This is a genomic window from Pseudomonas sp. ACN8 (assembly GCF_002303925.1).
Taxonomy (GTDB): domain Bacteria; phylum Pseudomonadota; class Gammaproteobacteria; order Pseudomonadales; family Pseudomonadaceae; genus Aquipseudomonas.
Window position 1 is genome coordinate 38,483 of record NZ_MRCS01000007.1, and the last position, 17,775, is coordinate 56,257.

Here is a 17,775-nt window from a genome sequence, read left to right on the forward strand (position 1 = left end):
CAGTATCTCCGGATCAAAGAAAGTCGAGCTGGACGAAGTAGTTGTGCCAGGCCCATTCCAACTCTTTCGGTGACAGTGGTCCGGAACCGCCCATATAACGCTGGCGATCGAGCGCCATGTTCAGGAGATCGCGGGGATGGCAAGGCACCAGGGGCATGCCTTCACTTGCATAAAGCCTTTGCAGTACATAACGCACCAGCAGCGGGTCATAGGAAATGCCCAGACGCTCGCTTTCCTGACGCCAGATCTTTTCGTACTCCTCGGGTTTCAGGTAACCGAATTGCAGCTTGTAGCCAATCCGACGAAGGAAGGCCTCATCGGCCAGCTCCAGAGGATTGAGATTGGTGGAAAACACCAGAATCAGATCGAACGGCAGCTCGCAATGCCGACCTCCGCCTAGGTTGAGAAAGTCGCGTTTCTCTTCCATCGGGACGATCCAGCGATTCAGCAGCTCGGCGGGGGCCATGCGCTGGCGCCCCATGTCGTCGATGATGAACAGGCCATTGCTGGCCTTGAGCTGCAAGGCGGCCTGGTATTGACGGGTGAAGGGGTCATAGCGAACGTCCAGTTGTTCCATGCTCAACTCGCCGCCAGTGATGACGATCGGACGTTTGCAGCACAGCAGTCGACGGTCGATCCCTTCGCTGAGCATCAGACTGTTCTGTTGAATGTTATCATCGAGCCGCTGATGCACTTGCGGGTCATAGATCTCGATCACCGACTCGTTGATGACGATGGCATGAGGGACCCAGATTGCTTCGGCGAACAGGCGGATCAGCCGGCTGCTAACATAAGTCTTGCCAGTACCCGCCGGGCCATAAATCATGATTGCGCGCCCGGAGTTCATCGCCACACCCAACTGATCGAGCATCCCCTCCGTGAGCACTACGCCAGCGAGGGCATTGCGCATATCGTTGGCGTTGATGCGACCATGGTGAATGGTCTGCAACTTGATCAGGGAGCGGTAGGTACTCACCGGGAAGGGTGCCGCACCGATATAGCCACTGCGCGACAGGGCATCGCGGGCGGCACTGCGACCACGTTCGGTCAGTCCATAACGCAGCATCTGCCCGCCGGTTTGACTCGCCTGGCCCAGCACTTCGACACGGCCATCCTTGCGCAAAAACGCCAGGACTTCTTCAAGTACCGCGCCGGTCAGCGCCAAACGCTCCACCAGCCGCGACATGTCCAGCACACCGGCATCAAACAAATGCTTGCACACCAACTCGCCGATAAAGCTGTCGGTCAGGCCAGTTTCGCGGACAGTGCAGGGCTGAGGAGCCAGCCGTTGCACAGCACCCCGATCGCTGGGGTAGGCATCACTATCGACGATGACGTGCATGTCTAACCTCCGAATCCACCGGCAGTGAGTTGCCAATAGATGGTGTTCAAAGTGCCGATCAATATTGCAATCGAATATGGGAAAGGCTTGCCGGCTACTTCATCTGAAGTTGGCGCCAGATAAGCCTGCGCCCTGAGAATCAGCCAATAGCGCCCCAGGGTCTGACGCAATTGACCACGAACCAGCACGATCAATAAACCGCATACACCACCGGCTATCAGGCTGAACATTGCAGCCCACAATGCGTAATGGAACGGTAGAAAACTGCCGACCATGGCCATCAACTTGACGTCACCGGCAGCCATGCCACCGAAGGCGTACATCGGCAGAAACAGCGCAAAACAGATCAGGATGCCCAGCAGGCTGTCACCCAATCCGCTGACACCACCTGAATACATTTGACCGATCAATCCCAAGGCAAGGCCCACGAGGACGAGCATGTTGGGAATACGGTGGTGAAGCAGATCGCTCACCACCGCCACGCCCAAAAGTCCTATCAGTAAAACCATCGATAGCATTTCCGTGGACATGGCATGTCTCCCTACGGGTATCAATCGTTAGCACGCAACATTGCTATTGCCAGCCTTGAACAGAGCAGTGATTTGCGCTCTCTACACAAAATTGACAGGGACAACGCGAAGTCCATCAAGAACATTGCCGGCGCCCTATCAGAAATAGCGGCAACCGGCTGTCCCATGGACATCGACGCGTCACGCAGCGGGTGCGGCGGGGGCAGAGCAAGCGGACCCCTTAATCGCATCGCACAGCGTCTGTATTTTGTCCTTAACCTCTGTTCCGAGGGCCGAGAACAGTCCGACGACAAGGGCCGTAACCAACCCGCCAGCTACCGCATATTCCACAACGGTAAGGCCATCTTCGTCGTTGATGAACTTCACTACCGAAGCCTTGATTGTTTGCATGATCATTTTGCCCACCTCACTCGAATGTTGTTTTTTCTGAGGCAGTACTTTCTGCGCTGCCTGATGCAACACTAGTCAGTGGCAAGGCATAGGCGTTAGGAGGATTTTGCACATCGCTAGGACTTTTTTGCGGGGCGGCCAAATACGGGGCATTGGCCTTTACAGCAGTAACGGGAGGGGTAAACAGGGCACTGAAACGCAAAGGCAATTGCCATTGATTCACAAGCGACAGGCGGCTCACCCCGATTTTTTCGAAGACGCCCGAGCAAACATTCGTCCGCAGCCGCCTTCCAGGCAACCCATAGAGCGAATAGATCTAAAAATCATCTTTCCTATCGGGATTAAATCTGCAAAGTGATAGCACATTGGCAATACTGGCGAAGAGAGTCACTAGAACCCCAGAGTAGAGACATGACGTCCAATTTGACCAGAAGGCCATCGCTCCTGTGGTTCGATCTGACTCATGATCGGTCCACGAAAGAACTCGTCACGCAGTTCGAGGACGCCTGCGACTGCAAACTGGTAAAAAGCTCCGTGTTGCCCATCAGGGAACAGGCAGACATGGTCTGCATTCATTTTGATCGCCCTGACACTTCAGGTTTGAAGCTGTTGCTGGAGATCAAGCGCACCACCCCCACCATCCCGATCTCCATGTTCACCGTGCAGCATTCCGAGGAACTGGCGGTTTGGGCCATGCGCTCCGCCGTTTGGGAATACATGGTGCTACCGCTCTCGACTGCCGAGAAGAAGCGCTACCTGACGGCGGTGGTTCAGCTCTGCGAGTTGCGCCGAAATGCTCACGGCCAGGGCAAGTCATCGCAGATCGATCACTCCCCGACTCTGCCGGACAGCATCCGGCTAACCTCGGGACACCAAAAACACCAAGCGCTGAACAGCATCATGCTGTACATCGAACAGCACTTTCGAGACAGTATCGATCAGAGGGACCTGGCGCAGCGCTGCGGCATGACAACATTTCGCTTCAGCCGCCTGTTCAAGGAAGCCAATGGGCTTGGCTTCACGGATTACATCCTGGACAAGCGCATGAACTTCGCCAAAGACCTGCTCGACAACAGCCAGATGCCGATTACCAGCATCGGCTATGAAGCCGGCTTCAAGGATCCTTCCTACTTCGCCCGTGCCTTCAAGCAGTTCGCCAACTGTACGCCCAGCGAATACCGCCTGGCACGCCAACTCAAAGCAGCTGCGGCTGCGCAACTGGTAGAGGATGAGAAAACCACTGAAGCGCTCGAAAGCCTGGTACAAAGCCTCAGCGGTTGATCCGGTTTTTCACGCGCAAACGATGGTGATTGATCCACGGGGGGTTGCCATTCGATAGGCGCAACGCTCTATGACCTGGGCGCAGCAGCGCACAACAGACTAAAAGACTGTCAGGTATCTGCGAGTACACCCTGCCTGAAGGACTCCTCACCGTTGCGTGACGCTGTCAGTGGCCATTTTCCTGCCGCGTTCTTCCAGCAACGTCCTCGGTAACGTAAACCCTTCAAAACTGCGCTGGGTAATCGGGTTGTTAGCCTTCTCTGCCCCAATCCGATAACGCATCAGCCCCTCGGCGACGGCAAAGGTCAGGTCCACGCTGGTGTCGGTTCTTCCATTGAGGTGCCCGCGGCTGAGCAGCCGGAACAACGACCACGGCCCGCGATAGCTCAGGCTGGCGGTGTTGCCAGTGCTATGTACCAGGGTTAGTTGGCTGCCGCTGGTATTGCCCAAGGTGTTCGGCCATACCAGCCCCGAGCGTTGTGGGGCACCATGCTGATAAGGGATCAACTGGCCATCGACGCTGAGCATGCTGCTCAGGCGAGTCGCGCTCAAAGCCAGCGGCTCGATGGTCAGTTGCACGGCCAATTGGCCGTCTGGACTGAAGAAGGTTTCGCGTATGCGCTCAGCCTTTTCAAGTTGCTCAAGCACTTCCTGGCGCACCCAGTGGCCGCCGTGGTCCCCGGTGGACAGGCTGTCCAGATTATCCTTGAGGAACACATTCAAGTATTGGTCCTGGAACTGTTGCAGGCGCCCTTTCGGGCCGAAGAAGGCGACGAAGTCTTCCAGCGAAGCATCCTCGCCCGGTTTGAACGGATAGCGACTGGCCAGGCGGTCGCGGTAGAAACTGTAAACTTCGCTGTCCCAACGTTTTTCCAGTTCGCGCAACGCGGTGATGACCAGCACTTGGGCACTCTGTGCGGCCAATTGGTTGACGTGCCGGTTCAAGGGCTCGGGCAGACCCGAAGCGATGCGTTGCAGGTTGCGGACAGGGTCTGGATTGGCCTGGGAAAATCGGGCAAGCACCACGCCCAATGCCGCTTTGCCAGGGCTCGGCTGATCCTGCACACCTTTGACATAGTCATAGACGGCATTGATCGCGCCCACGGTTTCTTCATAGTAGGACGGCTTGTCCTGCTGAGCATTGAGCAGCCCGGACAACCCCGCAAACGCCCGGTGAATGCCCAGCGCCTGATTGCGCCCCGCCTCGTCACCAACGGGCAGCTCCTCCTTGCCGGTGACCGGCGGGTAGATCAGGGTGTTGTCACGCACGGTTTCCAACAGGCGGCGCAGCGGCGCGGCCGGGCCTGTCACCTGCCCCAGTACTTCCAGGGTTTGGGCCAGATCGGTGAAGTCGGTGACGGTGAACTGGTTCAACGCGCGGCGCCAGCTGTCGACATAGTCGGCACTGTACAAGGCCCGCAGCCGTTCGGTCAGCACCCGACGGTCGGCCTCGGAATAGTCAAGGCTGCGACGCTCGCCCAATACCCATTGGTCGATCAGCGCCAGATCGGTGACGTTCTGGCTGTTGGGCTCAAAATAGTCGCGAAAGCCCCGCGCGGTCAGCAAGGGTGGCAGCGTCAGGTTTTCGTCCAGCGCCGCGCCACTGTCGCGCTCGCTCAAGGGGCGGTAGACCACGTCGAAGGCCGGGCCGATCTCGTTGCGCAGGTCCAGTTCGCCATGCAGGCGATCCTGCGCCTGTTGTCGCAGAGTCATGTACACCCGCTGCGCCATGGGCAGCTTGCGCAGTTGTTGTTGGGTTTGTGCGATCAGTGCGCGGTATTCGGGTAGCTCGACATCGGCGTAGGTCAGCGCGTAGGTCAGGTGGCGCATCAAGGCCGCCTGGCGCTGGCCCTGCCCCGGATAGGCCTGCTGCCATTGCTGGACCATCCATTGCGCGACGATGTCCGGACGGCGGTTGTTGCGATCCTCGATCATGCGGTAAACGCGCAAGGCGGCGAGCTGTTCGTCGCTGCCCGGTTCGGCACGGCGAATGACCTCCACTGCGCCCTCGGCAATGGCTGGCAGAAAGCGCCGGGACAACAGACTGAGGTAGGCCTGATCGACCATCGGCCCGATCGCCTGACCTTGGTACAAGCCCATATCGGCCAATTGCGGCCAGGTGGCGCGGTAGTCGCCATACACCGTGACGGCGGCACGGATTTCGTCCAGCGGCACCAGCAGATTCAGCCCAGTGGGATCGGCCTGCAGATCGCTGGCCTTGGTGCTGAAGGCCTGACTTTGGCTCAACACCTGATCGGCCTTGTCGCGGTTGATGCCGTAGTAGTACCACCAGCCACCGACCAGCAACGCACTGCCCAGCCCGGCCAACAGCGAACCGCTGAGCAGCACGCGACGTTTGTGCCGCGCCACCTTGAAGTTGTCCCCGGCCAACCCCGCCTCCGGGTAAACCACCCGCCGCAACAGATGCTGTGCGAAGTACACCACCGAATGCCCTTGGGGCTTGGCCGAGCTGACCGGCGCGGGAAACCCATAGGCCCGCGCCGAGGCCTCGACAAACAGGTTGGACACAACACCACGCTGGTAAACCGACGACAGGTAAACACCCCGTACCAGGGCTGGTGTGGTGTAGCGGTCACTGCCCAGTACATCGCCGAGAAAACGCAGCAGAATCTCCCGTGAGCCGCTGAGCTGACGCATCAGGCAGAACAGCGGCTCACGCACCTCGGCGGGCTCGGGATCCCCCATGGCCCGCATGACCCGCCTGTTCAACGCAGCGACGAAGCGGTCATACGCAACCGCCAATTCGCCCAGCCATGCATCGAAATCCTCGACGGCATCCAGGCTGAAGGTGAAGCCCTGCACCTCTTCCCGTGCCGATGCAGGGAGCTTGGCGAACAGCTCTTCAAAGCCGTCGAGCAAGTCGAATTTGCTCAGCACCACGTACAACGGCAGGCGCGTGCCCAACTCATGACCCAGTTCGTTCAGGCGAGCACGCAGCAAATAGGCCAGGTTGCGACGCTCATTGGGTGGGCGCTCGAACAGGCTGACCATGTCCACCATCAGCACCACGCCGTTGAGCGGACGCCGGCTGCGACTGCGTGCCAGCCAGTCGATCAGGTGATGCCACAGGCGCTTTTCGGCGCCAGCCGGCAGCCCGCCCGGTTGTTCGACCGGGGCGACCACGGGTTCGGCGATGGTTTCAGTGTCCGTCGCGGCAGTTTCGATGGGCACGGCGGGAGCCTGCGTGGGTGGCGGCTGCCGTTCGGGCTGGCTGATGAACTCACCGGGCGGGTCGATCAGCACCGCCTCATCGCCGATCCACCAATCGATGTCGAACGCCAGATCAGGGTCTGCGGCCACTTGCGCCGCGCCACTGCGCGCGGTGCGAGTCAGGGCGAAACTCTGGCTGGAGCGACTGATAAAACTGGACTTGCCGGCGTTCTCTTCTCCCAGCACCAGATACCACGGAATCTGATGCAGGCTGCGGCCCTGATGGTTGTCCCGTACCCGCGCCAGGCTGTTTTGCAGTGATCGCTCCTGGGCTTGCAGGTGCGCCAGGCAAGGGTCTTGCACCCGTTGTGCCCGCTGCTCACGCTCGTGCTGCAACTGGCGCTGGCGACGGTGCACAACCCAGGTCCATGCCACCAGCGGCACCACCACCAGTACCATGCTGATTGCCAGGCGTAACGGCCAGGGCGCCAGCGGTTGCCCGTCGCGCCACATCCAGCTCGGCCCCAGCCACCAGAGCCAGCCCAACACCACGGCAATGACCAGCACCCCGGCGGCAATAGCGATGAGTGCCCCATGGCGCTGAAAGACGGAAAACCCACGCGCCAACGTGCCCAGCCTCTTGTTCATTACTGTTCGCCCCTGAACTTTTCCCAAGATGAAAACCGTCCTCGCTCAATGTGCGAAAACAATATGTGCCTTGATATTTGCCTTGATGGATTTTCGTTCACACTTTCGGGCAAACAGTAGCAGTGCAAACAATCAATTTTCAATGCGCAACACGAAAGAAACAAAAACTCACACCTGATCTTTTTAATTATCTTGACGAAGCACCCTCACCAACGGAAACATCTGCAACTATTTTCTAGTCACACTCAAAACAATAACACCCAACTTCCTACAGAACCTTCTTACAACCAACCCCAAAAACTTAAATCAACTAAACAGGCTTGAGTCATGTCACTAAAAGATCGTTTTTCAGAAGAACTCCGCTACCTGCGAGCGTTAGGGCGTGAGTTCGCTGAAGACGATCCGCGCCTGGCGCCGTTCCTGGGCGATCAGGCGTCCGATCCAGGCGCCGCGCATCTGCTTGAGGGCTTCGCCTTTCTGACCGCCAAGCTGGCTCTGAAGATTGATGACGACCTGCCACAACTCACCCACCCGCTGCTGCAACAGGTCTACCCCAACTACTTGCGTCCGTTACCCAGCCTGACCCAGGTGCGCTTTGACCCGGTGCTGCACGCCCTCAGCGGCCCACAGGTGATTGCCAAAGGCACGCCGTTGTTTTCGCAGCCGGTGGACGGCGTCAGCTGCACCTTTCGCACCTGTACCGATGTAACCCTTTATCCCTTGCAGATCAGCGACGCCAGCGTCTCCCACAGCGTGCAAAAGTCGATACTGAGCATCGAGCTGCAGGCCCTGTCGGACCAGCCGTTGAGCGAGATCACCAGCGACCGCCTGGACTTCCACCTCGGTGGCGGCGACCTCAACGCGCTGACGCTCTACCAATGGCTGGCCCAGCACCTGTACAAGATGGTGCTGTGCCTTGACGACAAACGCTTGGCCCTGCCCCCCGATGCGTTGGGCTTTCCCGGCTTTGAACCCCGCGACGCACTGCTCCCCGGCCTGGAGCAGCAACTGGAGGGCTATCGTCTGCTCCAGGAGTACTTCTACCTCCCCCAGCGTTTTCACGGGTTCAGTGTCAGTGGCTTACGCCGCCTCTGGCCCCAGGCTACGGTAGGGAAAATTCGCCTGGAACTGCACTTTTCCACCCCACTGCCGGCCTCCGTCCAGGTCAACCCCGACACGCTCTGCCTGTACTGCACCCCCGCCATCAACCTGTTCGACTACCCGGCCGAACCGATCCAGCTGGATGGCGAAGCACTGCACACGCTCGTGCAACCACGCGGCCCACACACCCACGCCTATGAAATCTTCAGCATCGACCAGGTCAGCGCCCGGCGGCGCAAACCGCAAACCCCGGCAGACAACTACCGGGTCGACTTCGCCCCGTATGAGTCATTGCAGCATCAGGTGGAACCGGCCGGCGAGCGCACGGCCCGCTATTACAGCCACATCATTGAACCGGAGCTGCTCAAGAACGGCGCCAAACACAGCCTGCGCCTGATCCATGCCGACCAGCGCCCGTACCTGGGCGAGCGTGAAGTGCTCAATATCCAACTGACCTGCAGCAATGGCGACCTGCCTCGTCAGTTGCAAGTGGGCGAACTCAACCGCACCACCCAGACCACGCCCTCGTTCGCCACCTACCGCAACCTCACTCGCCCGACCCGCGCCTACCCGCCCATGCTCGACGGCCAGGTGCTGTGGGCGCTGATCTCCAACCTGGCCTTGAACAACCTGTCGCTGTCGTCGCCGTCGGCGCTCAAGGCCGTGTTGCAGGTGTATGACTTCATCGCCCCCCATGACCTGCCGCACCACCGTGCCACCCAGCGCCGCCTGGAAGGCATTCGCCAAGTCCGCACCGCGCCGGTCGACTGGTGGATCAAGGGCGTGCCGGTGCGCGGCAGTTGCACCACCCTGACCATCGACCCGGCGGCCTTCAGCAACGCCGGCGACCTGCACCTGTTTGGCAGCGTGCTCTCGCATTTCATGGCGTTGTACGCGAGCACCAACGCGTTCCAGCAGTTGGAAGTCATCAACGCCGCCGACCACACCGCCTTCACCTGGCCGATGCGCACCGGCCAGCAACCCATCATTTAATCCGCAGAGACCGGCATGCCGACCCTACCCCCTACCACAACCTTCTCCGGCACCCATGGTGACGCCCACGGCGGTCGCCCCGAAGGCGAGCTGTTCTGCCATCACGATCCGCTGGAATTCCAGTTGCGCGGGCATAGCCTCAACCCGCTGGTGGATGTCGCCATGCCGCTGTTCGGGCTGGTGATGCGCCTACGCAGGACCGAGGTCTACCAGCCGGTGGAACAGCTACAGGGACACCTCACCAACCAGATCAAGGTGATGCTGGAAGAACTGCGCCAGCAGGGCTACAGCGAAGCCGAGTTACGGGTTTTTTCCTACACACTGTGCGTGTTTGTCGATGAGGCGGTGCTGGCCACGCCTTGGGGCACTGGATCGGTGTGGCAGGCCAAGTCGTTGCTGAGCGCTTTTCACCAGGAAACCTGGGGCGGCGAGACCTTCTTCACCCTGCTGACCCGCCTGCAGGAAACTCCGGAGCAATACCGCGACGTGTTGCTGTTCATGTACCTATGCCTATGCCTGGGTTTCAAGGGCCAGTACAGCGTGCAAACCCAGGGCGACCAAACCTTGCAGCAACTGATCAGCCAGTTACAGGGCGTGATCGGCGCCCTGCACGATCCGGTACCTGCGCACCTGACCCGGCCGCTGGACAACGTTGCGCCGCGCCACTACCAGATGAACCGACAATGGCCGTGGTGGAGTCCTTGGGCGGCCGCCGGGGCGATTTGCCTGGGCGCGTATACGTTTTTTGCCATCCGGCTGAACAGCATGACTCAACAAGTCATGCAATCACTGGAGGCCATCTTATTGCGTTGACTTTCGTACGCCACTTCGCTGTTTGCAGTAGTCCCCGAGGCATTAGTAATCAGGTAGGAACTCACCCGAGAAACAATAAAACGAAACTTCCCACAACAAATACGGAAAGCATGAAGGCGACAGCCAGATAACGCCTCTTTAAAGTTCAAGGCCTCTGAAAACCTGCCCCAGGAATTGCCCGCAGGAGTTGCGATGCCTAACTTGCGCGACGTGCGCTTTACCTTCAGTTCGACTGCCGACATCAACTTCGATGTGGTCTCGTTTGAACTCACCGAAGGCCTTTGCGAACTGTATTGCCTGACCGTGGACCTGGTCAGCCCTTCGGCCACCGCCGACTTCGCGCAACTGCTCGATCAACCCGCCACCCTCACCATCTGGCAAGGCGAGCAACCGGCGCGCCACGTGCACGGCCTGATCAGTCGTTTCGAGCAGGGCAAGACCGGTTTTCGCCGCACCGCCTACCGCGCCGTGATCGAACCGCAACTGGCCCGCGCCACCCTGCAATCGGACTGGCGCATCTTCCAGCAACGCAGCGTGCCGCAGATCCTCGAACAGCTGGCCACCGAACGCCGCTGGGGCGCCTGCACCCAACGCCTGACCGAAGCCCACCTGCCCCGTGAATACTGCGTACAGGCCGGTGACCTCGACTGGGACTTCTACCAGCGCCTGGCCGCCGAAGAAGGCCTGCTGTCGATCTTCCAACACAGCGAGGGCGGACATCAGCTGATCCAGGCCGACCATATCGCCAGTTTTGGCGTGATCGAGGGCGAACCGCTGGTGTACGAGGCCAACCCCGGTGGCGATCAGGCGCAACCGGCGCTGCACAGCTTCACCTACCGCGAGCAGGTGCGCAGTGCCCAACAGACCCAGCGCGATTACACCTTCACCCACCCACGCTACAACCTGGAGCAGCACGAACAGGCGCGCCAGCTGGAGCACCAAAGCCCCGACTACGAACGCTACGACTACCCAGGCCGCTACAAACACGACGCCGCCGGCAAGCCGTTCACCCAGACCCGCCTGCAAGGCCTGCGCGGCGATGCGCGCACCGCCGAAGTCAGCGGCGACGATGCACGCCTGGTGCCGGGGCTGGCGTTTGACCTGACCGGGCACCCACGTGAAGACCTCAACATTGGCTGGCGCGCCGTGTGCGTCAAACACACCGGCCGCCAGCACACCGCGATGGAAGAAGAAGCGTCCGGCAGTGAAGTGGGCACCCGCTACAGCTTCACCGCCACACTGATTCCCGACAACGTCGAATGGCAAGCGCCACCACGCCCCAAACCCTGCATCGAAGGCCCGCAGATCGCCACCGTGGTCGGCCCGCCCGGCGAAGAAATCTACTGCGACGAACACGGTCGCGTGCGCCTGCAATTCCCCTGGGATCGCCAAGGCCAGGATGACGACCGCAGCGCCTGCTGGGTGCGCGTCACCCACAACTGGGCCGGTGCCGGCTGGGGCCACGTCGCCCTGCCCCGCGTCGGTCAGGAAGTGCTGGTCGGTTTTCTCCACGGCGATCCCGACCAACCCATGGTCATTGGCCGCAGCTACCACGCCATCAACCGCTCGCCGTACAAACTGCCGGAGTTCAAGGCCCTCAGCCCGATCCGCAGCAAGGAACTGCACGGCGAACGCCACAACGAACTGCGCCTGGACGACACCACCGGGCAAATCAGCGCCAGCCTGATGAGCGACCACGCCGCCAGCGCGCTGACCCTCGGCTACCTCACCCACCCACGCCCCGGTGGCGGCGTGCCACGCGGCCAAGGCTTTGAACTGCGCACCGACGCCCACGGCGTGCTGCGCGCCGGCGGCGGTTTACTACTCACCACCCAACTGCGCCCCCGCGCCGCCAAGCACCACACCGACCTGCCGGAAACCGCCGAACACCTCGACACCGCCCGCCAACATCACGCCACCTTCGCCAGCGAAGCCCGCGACCACCTGGCCCAGGAAAGCGGCGACCAGGACGAAGTCGCCGACGCCCTCAAGGCCCAGCACAGCGCCATCCGTGGCACCGGCGGCAACCCTAACGCCAACCACTACCCGGAACTCGCCGAACCGCACCTGGTACTGCACAGCCCCGCCGGCATCGCCAGCAGCACCCCGCACTCCACCCATATCGCCAGCGGCGAACACCTGGCCCTGAGCAGCGGCGGCCACACCAGCCTGGCCATCGGCAAACGCCTGCTGATCAGCGCCAGCCGTGGTATGCGCACCTTTGTGCAGAGCCTGGGCTGGCGGTTGGTGGCCGCCTCCGGGGATATCGATATACGGGCGCTGAAAGACAACATCCACCTGCTGGCCAAGCTCAAGGTCACTGTCACCGCCGAACGCATCACGCTGAGTGCCAAGGAAGAAATCGTGATTCAGGCGGCGGGGAGCAGCACCACCTATAACGCGGGGGGGATTACCCATGCCACCAGCGGGGGGTACACCGTGCATGCCGTGGACTTTATCCACGACGCTCCAAAGAGTAAGGCGGCGGCGTTTCCAGAGGAGCCCAAGGCGGGGAAAGGGAATTTGGAGTTGTTTCAGCAGTATGCCAACGGAGTCGCCTTCAAGGGGGGCGAGTATCAAGTTGAGGATGCACTGGGCAAGATCATCAAAGGGTCGCTGGATGGCAATGGTTTTGCGGCAGTGACTGGTGTTGCGCCAGGCCCGGCCAAAGTTCTTTTCAACAAAGACCCGGTCGATGTCTGGACTGATCCTGGCTTTCCCGGTCCCCATGAGCAGATAAAAGCGGAGGCCGCTGATACCTCCAACGAACCACTGCCTGCACAAGCGCAAGCCCTGCTGGACAAGGTGCTCAGCGCCACCAAACAAGCGCCAGCGAGCCTTGCCACCGACCTGCTGAAAAAGACCGTGCCAATGCCAGACGCTGCGACCGCGCTTGCCTCCCAGCTACCTCAGTCACTCGTGAAAAACGCCGAGACGCTCGGATTGCCACGCAAGCTCTCGGAGAAAACACAGTGACCGCAGCCACTGCGCGCCCGCCCCAATCAGCCACCGCACCGCTCAATACCACATCAAAAAATGACATTGATGCGGGCAAGGAAAAGCTCGACAAGTGGCTGCGCAAACTGACCAACGATGCCATTGGCTGGAATGCGGTACAGACCGCCGGCGCGGTGATTCCCGGTGTCGGCACCGTCTTTGCCGCCATTGATGCCATCGGTGACCTGCTCACCCTGATTGACGGTGATCAAAACGACTTCCTGACCTGGGTCAGCTTTGGCGTCAACGTCGTCGGCCTGATCTCCTTTCCCGGTGTCGGGCCGGCACGGCTGGCGGTGCGCACCACGCTTTCAGCGGTCAGGCGCAACGGCCTGCCCGCCATTTCGACGGCCATGCTCAGTGCGTTGGAGGAAAACCTTAACGACAAAACCCGCGGCGCCCTGGAAGACTTTGCCAACGCCATCCAAGCGCGTCTCAGCGAACTGCTCACCAAAATCGCCGCAGAAATCAGAAAAGCCTGCGCCGCCTTCGCCCGTATGCTCAGAAGCATTGCCAGTGAGCAAGGGCAGCAGGCGCTGGCCAAGCAAGCCAAGGTCGGCTCTTTCTTCTTCGGCCCAGTGGTCGGCATTGCCGCCCAGTTCATGATTGACGACAGGCTGCTGTCAAAGGCCGTTTGCCAGAAACTGCTCACCGTCGCCAGTGCCGCCGACAGCATCGGCCTGGCCGTGGCGCAGAAAGTTCAGGGGCTAGGGGACCCGAAAAAAATTGGCAGTATCGGCAACCTGATCATGGCATTGGTCAGCTCATTGGCCGCCCGTAAGAGGCGCGGCGCCCAAACGGCCAATGCGTCCAGCCGCCAGAACAATCAAGCTCAAGCGATTCAAGGCCAAGGCCCACTGGTCACCCAGTCAACTCAGCGAAAAGGTACCCATGATCCCAATGCTTGTAAGAACTGTAGCCTTGGCGTCCCTTCAGGCACTGGCCGCAGCATCAGCTTCGCCACCGGCAGTGAAACGCTGGAACACACCGATTTCTCGCTGCCTGGCCCCTTCCCGATCGAGTGGACACGAACCTACCGCTCCAGCCTTGCGGCATTCGATCAGGGAAGCCTTGGCGCACGCTGGATCACGCCGTTCTCGATTCGCATTGACCAACATGAAGATGGCCTGAGATACCACGGTTACGACGGACGCAGCCAGCGTTACCCTGACCCCGAGATCAGCAAGCATCACTACGACCCGATCGAGGAAGTGCTGCTGATTCGCACCACGGCCAACACGTTGGTGGTCGTACGCGGCCACGACAGCCAGGAGACGTTTCAAAAGCAAGGCGATCGTTACCTGCTCAGCGGTATTACCTTGCGCAGCGGCGCTCGCATCGCTCTGCATTACGAACACCAGCACGCCGGCCAGGTCGTACTTTCAGACCTGCTGACCTATCAGGATGACACTCAGCACCAGCACATTCAGACCCAACTCGACGAACACGGTCGCATCACCGCCCTGTGGTTAATGCAGGAAGGCCAGCCCCAGCGCGAACTGGCCGGCTACGACTACGACGAGCACGGCGACCTGATCGCTGCACGCGACGAACACGCCGCGCAGTGGAACTACGAATATAAGCACCACCTGATCACCCGCTACACCGACCGCACCGGGCGCGGTATCAACCTGCAATGGCAAGGCGAAGGCGTCGACGCCAAGGCTGTACGCGAGTGGGCCGACGAGGGCACCTACGACACCCGCCTGGAGTGGGACGAGAACATCCGCCTGACCTACGTGACCAACGCGTTGGGCCAGGAAACCTGGTACTACTACGACATCCTCGGCTACACCTACCGTGTCATCTACCCGGACGGCAATGAAGAGTGGTTCTACCGGGACGATGCCAAGAATGTTGTCCGCCATATCCACACCGACGGCAGTATCGACAGCTATGCCTACGATGACCGGGGCAACCTGCTCCAACACACCCGCCCAGACGGCAGCAGTGTTCATCACGCCTACGATGATCAGGACCAACGTTTCAAAACCCGCGACGCCGAAGGCGGCCTGTGGCGGTACGACTACGATCAGCGCGGCAACATCATCGAGACCATCGACCCGCTGGAGAACAAAACCCAATACGCCTACAACAGCGATAACCTGCCCATCCTCATCACCGATGCCAACGGTGGCAGCAAACAACTGGACTACAACGCCGACGGCCAACTGATCCGCTACACCGACTGCTCGGGCAAGATCAGCCAATGGGAATACGATGCGCTGGGCCAGCTCAGCCGTTTCACCGACGCCGAAGGTCACGTCACCACCTACGAATACCGCGCCGGGCAATTGGTACGACTGATCCACCCCGACAAGACCGAAGAAGTCTTCGAGCGCGACGCCGAAGGCCGTCTGCTCACGCACACCGACGCCCTGCGCCAACGCACCACCTGGCACTACAACGAAGCCGGACTGATCCAGCAGCGCCAGGACGCCAACGGCACCACCCTCGATTACCGCTGGGACCGCCTCGGTCAACTGATCGAGTTGCGCAACGAAAACAACAGCACCGCCAGCTTCAAGTATGACCCGGCTGGTCGCCTGATCAAGGAAACCGGCTTCGACCAGCAAACCACCCACTACCTCTACGACCAAGGCAGCGACCAGCCCACCCGCCGCCTCGACGGCGATCGGGTCAACGAATTCGAGTATGACCCACTCGGGCGGCTGATTGCCCGCCATGCCGGGCACAAGGAAGGCCTGGAATGGCAGACCGAAACCTTCGCCTATGACGGCAATGGCAACCTGCTGCTCGCCGAAAACGCCGCCTGCAAATTGCAATGGTTCTACGACGGTGCGGGCAACAACACCCGTGAGCATCAATACCTGCGCTACCTGCAGGAACCGCATATAGCGGTGTGGAAACATGAATACGATGCCCTCAACCAGCGTTTCGCCACCACCCGCCCGGACGGGCATCGGGTCAGCTGGCTGACCTATGGCAGCGGCCATCTGCTGGCCTTGAAGGTCGACGATCAGGAGCTGCTCAGCTACCAGCGCGACAACCTGCACCGCGAGATCGCCCGCGATCAGGGCAACGGCCTGCAACAGCGCCAAGCCTGGACGCCCAATGGCCAGTTGCGAGAACAAGCCATCGGCACACGCGGCGATGCCCAGCGCCTGGTGGTGCGCAACTACCGACATGATGCCGCCGGCCAACTGACCCGCATCGACGACACCCGGCGCGGCGCGCTCAGCTACCGCTATGATCCGTTGGGTCGACTGCTCGCCGCTCAGACCATCAGCGGCGAAGAGACCTTTGCTTTTGACCCGGCCAGTAACCTGCTGGATCCGCAGGCACCGCGTCGTCCCAATCAATATGCCTCGCCCAAGCTGCTGGACAACCTGCTGCGCGATTACGTCGGCACCCACTACAGCTACGACGAACGCGGCAACCTCAAGGAGCGTCTGCACAACGGCAAAAAATCTCAGTTCACCTGGGACTTGTACGACCGCCTGATCAGTTATGAAGACGACCGACTGACCGTCAGCTTCGCCTACGACGCACTGGGCCGACGCCTGTTCAAACTGTCCAAAGCCAAGTACCACGACCGCCGCGAAGCCGGACCGATGTGGAACAAGCTGGAGCGTGCCAAGCTCGATGAACAATACGGCTGCGGCTACACCCTCTACGGCTGGGACGGGGATGTGCTGGCCTTCGAAAGCCGCAACAACGACAAGCGCGAACGCCTGACCCACTACTTTTTCGAACCGGGCAGTTTTGTGCCGGTGGCGCAGGCAGTGGAGCAACGCAGCATCCAATTGCTGCCCGAGCCCGTCTATGAGGGCGCTTACGACATCGACCTTGACCCGGTGTGGCAGCACAAATCTAAGCCTGTGAGCTTCAGCGCCGTAGCGTGGTACCAATGCGACCACCTCGGCACGCCGATGGAGCTGACCGATGAACACGGCGACATCGCCTGGGCCGGCGTCTACAAAGCTTGGGGTTTAGCCAAGGAACAGCGCAGCGAGACCGCCAAACGGGCGGATGTGCGCAATCCACTGCGCTTTCAAGGCCAGTACTTCGATGTGGAAACCGGGCTGCACTACAACCGCTATCGGTACTATGATCCGCAGGTCGGGCGGTTTATTGGCAAGGATCCGATTGGGTTTGCGGGTGGGCTGAATGTCTATGCATATGCACCAAACCCGGTGACTTGGATTGATCCGATAGGGCTAGCCAAATTAACACATGCACCGGACTTTGACACCGCAAAAACACAGGCATTCAAGAACGCAGGAATTACAAATCCTGATAATGTTACTTTCTCTAAATATGACCCAGTAACTGGCACTGTCGTCGAGTTCAAAGGAGAAGGGGGAGCCAAAGTGGCATATGATGCTCCTCATGCCGATATGGATCCTGCAAGCGGACACGATAAACCGCACGTAGGTTGGCAAACTGCAGGAAAGCGCGGAAGGTGCGGCTGCGCTGAGCGAGGCAATATTACCTATAGCGGCCCACAACATCCACATCGCCCTGACAAGAAGTAGGCAGATACGT

Annotated in this window: 9 protein-coding genes; 5 read left to right on the forward strand and 4 right to left on the reverse strand. The window is 60.3% G+C overall.

Annotated features, from left to right (window positions below; genetic code table 11):
- Positions 1 to 13: 13 nt before the first annotated feature.
- The 3 genes from BSF44_RS05520 to BSF44_RS05530 form a co-directional block, all read right to left on the reverse strand.
- Positions 14 to 1,342: an AAA family ATPase gene (locus tag BSF44_RS05520; protein WP_095942631.1), complete on the reverse strand. Its 1,329-nt coding sequence runs from the start codon at positions 1,340 to 1,342 to the stop codon at positions 14 to 16.
- A gap of 2 nt (positions 1,343 to 1,344) precedes the next feature.
- Positions 1,345 to 1,872 carry a prepilin peptidase gene (locus BSF44_RS05525; RefSeq protein ID WP_095942632.1) on the reverse strand — a complete coding sequence of 176 codons (528 nt, stop codon included), beginning with the start codon at positions 1,870 to 1,872 and terminating at the stop codon, positions 1,345 to 1,347.
- 180 nt (positions 1,873 to 2,052) lie between these two features.
- Positions 2,053 to 2,268: a Flp family type IVb pilin gene (locus BSF44_RS05530; protein WP_095942633.1), complete on the reverse strand. Its 216-nt coding sequence runs from the start codon at positions 2,266 to 2,268 to the stop codon at positions 2,053 to 2,055.
- A gap of 405 nt (positions 2,269 to 2,673) precedes the next feature.
- On the opposite strand from BSF44_RS05530, the gene BSF44_RS05535 reads away from it, so the two are divergent.
- Positions 2,674 to 3,543 carry a DNA-binding response regulator gene (locus BSF44_RS05535; RefSeq protein ID WP_095942634.1) on the forward strand — a complete coding sequence of 290 codons (870 nt, stop codon included), beginning with the start codon at positions 2,674 to 2,676 and terminating at the stop codon, positions 3,541 to 3,543.
- Between the two features lie 147 nt (positions 3,544 to 3,690).
- Here BSF44_RS05535 and tssM read toward each other — a convergent pair whose 3' ends face one another.
- On the reverse strand, positions 3,691 to 7,362 hold the full coding sequence (tssM, locus tag BSF44_RS05540; RefSeq protein WP_095942635.1) for a type VI secretion system membrane subunit TssM: 3,672 nt from the start codon (positions 7,360 to 7,362) through the stop codon (positions 3,691 to 3,693).
- A 327-nt stretch (positions 7,363 to 7,689) separates the two neighbouring features.
- Here tssM and tssF point away from each other — a divergent pair, with 327 nt between their 5' ends.
- From tssF to BSF44_RS05560, 4 genes are all read left to right on the forward strand, one after another.
- Positions 7,690 to 9,456, forward strand: coding sequence for a type VI secretion system baseplate subunit TssF (tssF, locus tag BSF44_RS05545; RefSeq protein WP_095942636.1), 1,767 nt, complete (start codon positions 7,690 to 7,692; stop codon positions 9,454 to 9,456).
- 15 nt (positions 9,457 to 9,471) lie between these two features.
- Positions 9,472 to 10,269, forward strand: coding sequence for a type IVB secretion system protein IcmH/DotU (gene icmH / locus BSF44_RS05550; protein ID WP_095942637.1), 798 nt, complete (start codon positions 9,472 to 9,474; stop codon positions 10,267 to 10,269).
- 192 nt (positions 10,270 to 10,461) lie between these two features.
- Complete coding sequence (locus tag BSF44_RS05555) at positions 10,462 to 13,245, forward strand: type VI secretion system Vgr family protein (protein WP_095942638.1); 2,784 nt, start codon at positions 10,462 to 10,464, stop codon at positions 13,243 to 13,245.
- Positions 13,242 to 17,765, forward strand: a complete 4,524-nt coding sequence (locus tag BSF44_RS05560; protein ID WP_141249995.1) for a polymorphic toxin type 47 domain-containing protein — start codon at positions 13,242 to 13,244, stop codon at positions 17,763 to 17,765. The genes BSF44_RS05555 and BSF44_RS05560 overlap by 4 nt, the downstream gene beginning before the upstream one ends.
- The last annotated feature ends 10 nt before the right edge of the window (positions 17,766 to 17,775 follow it).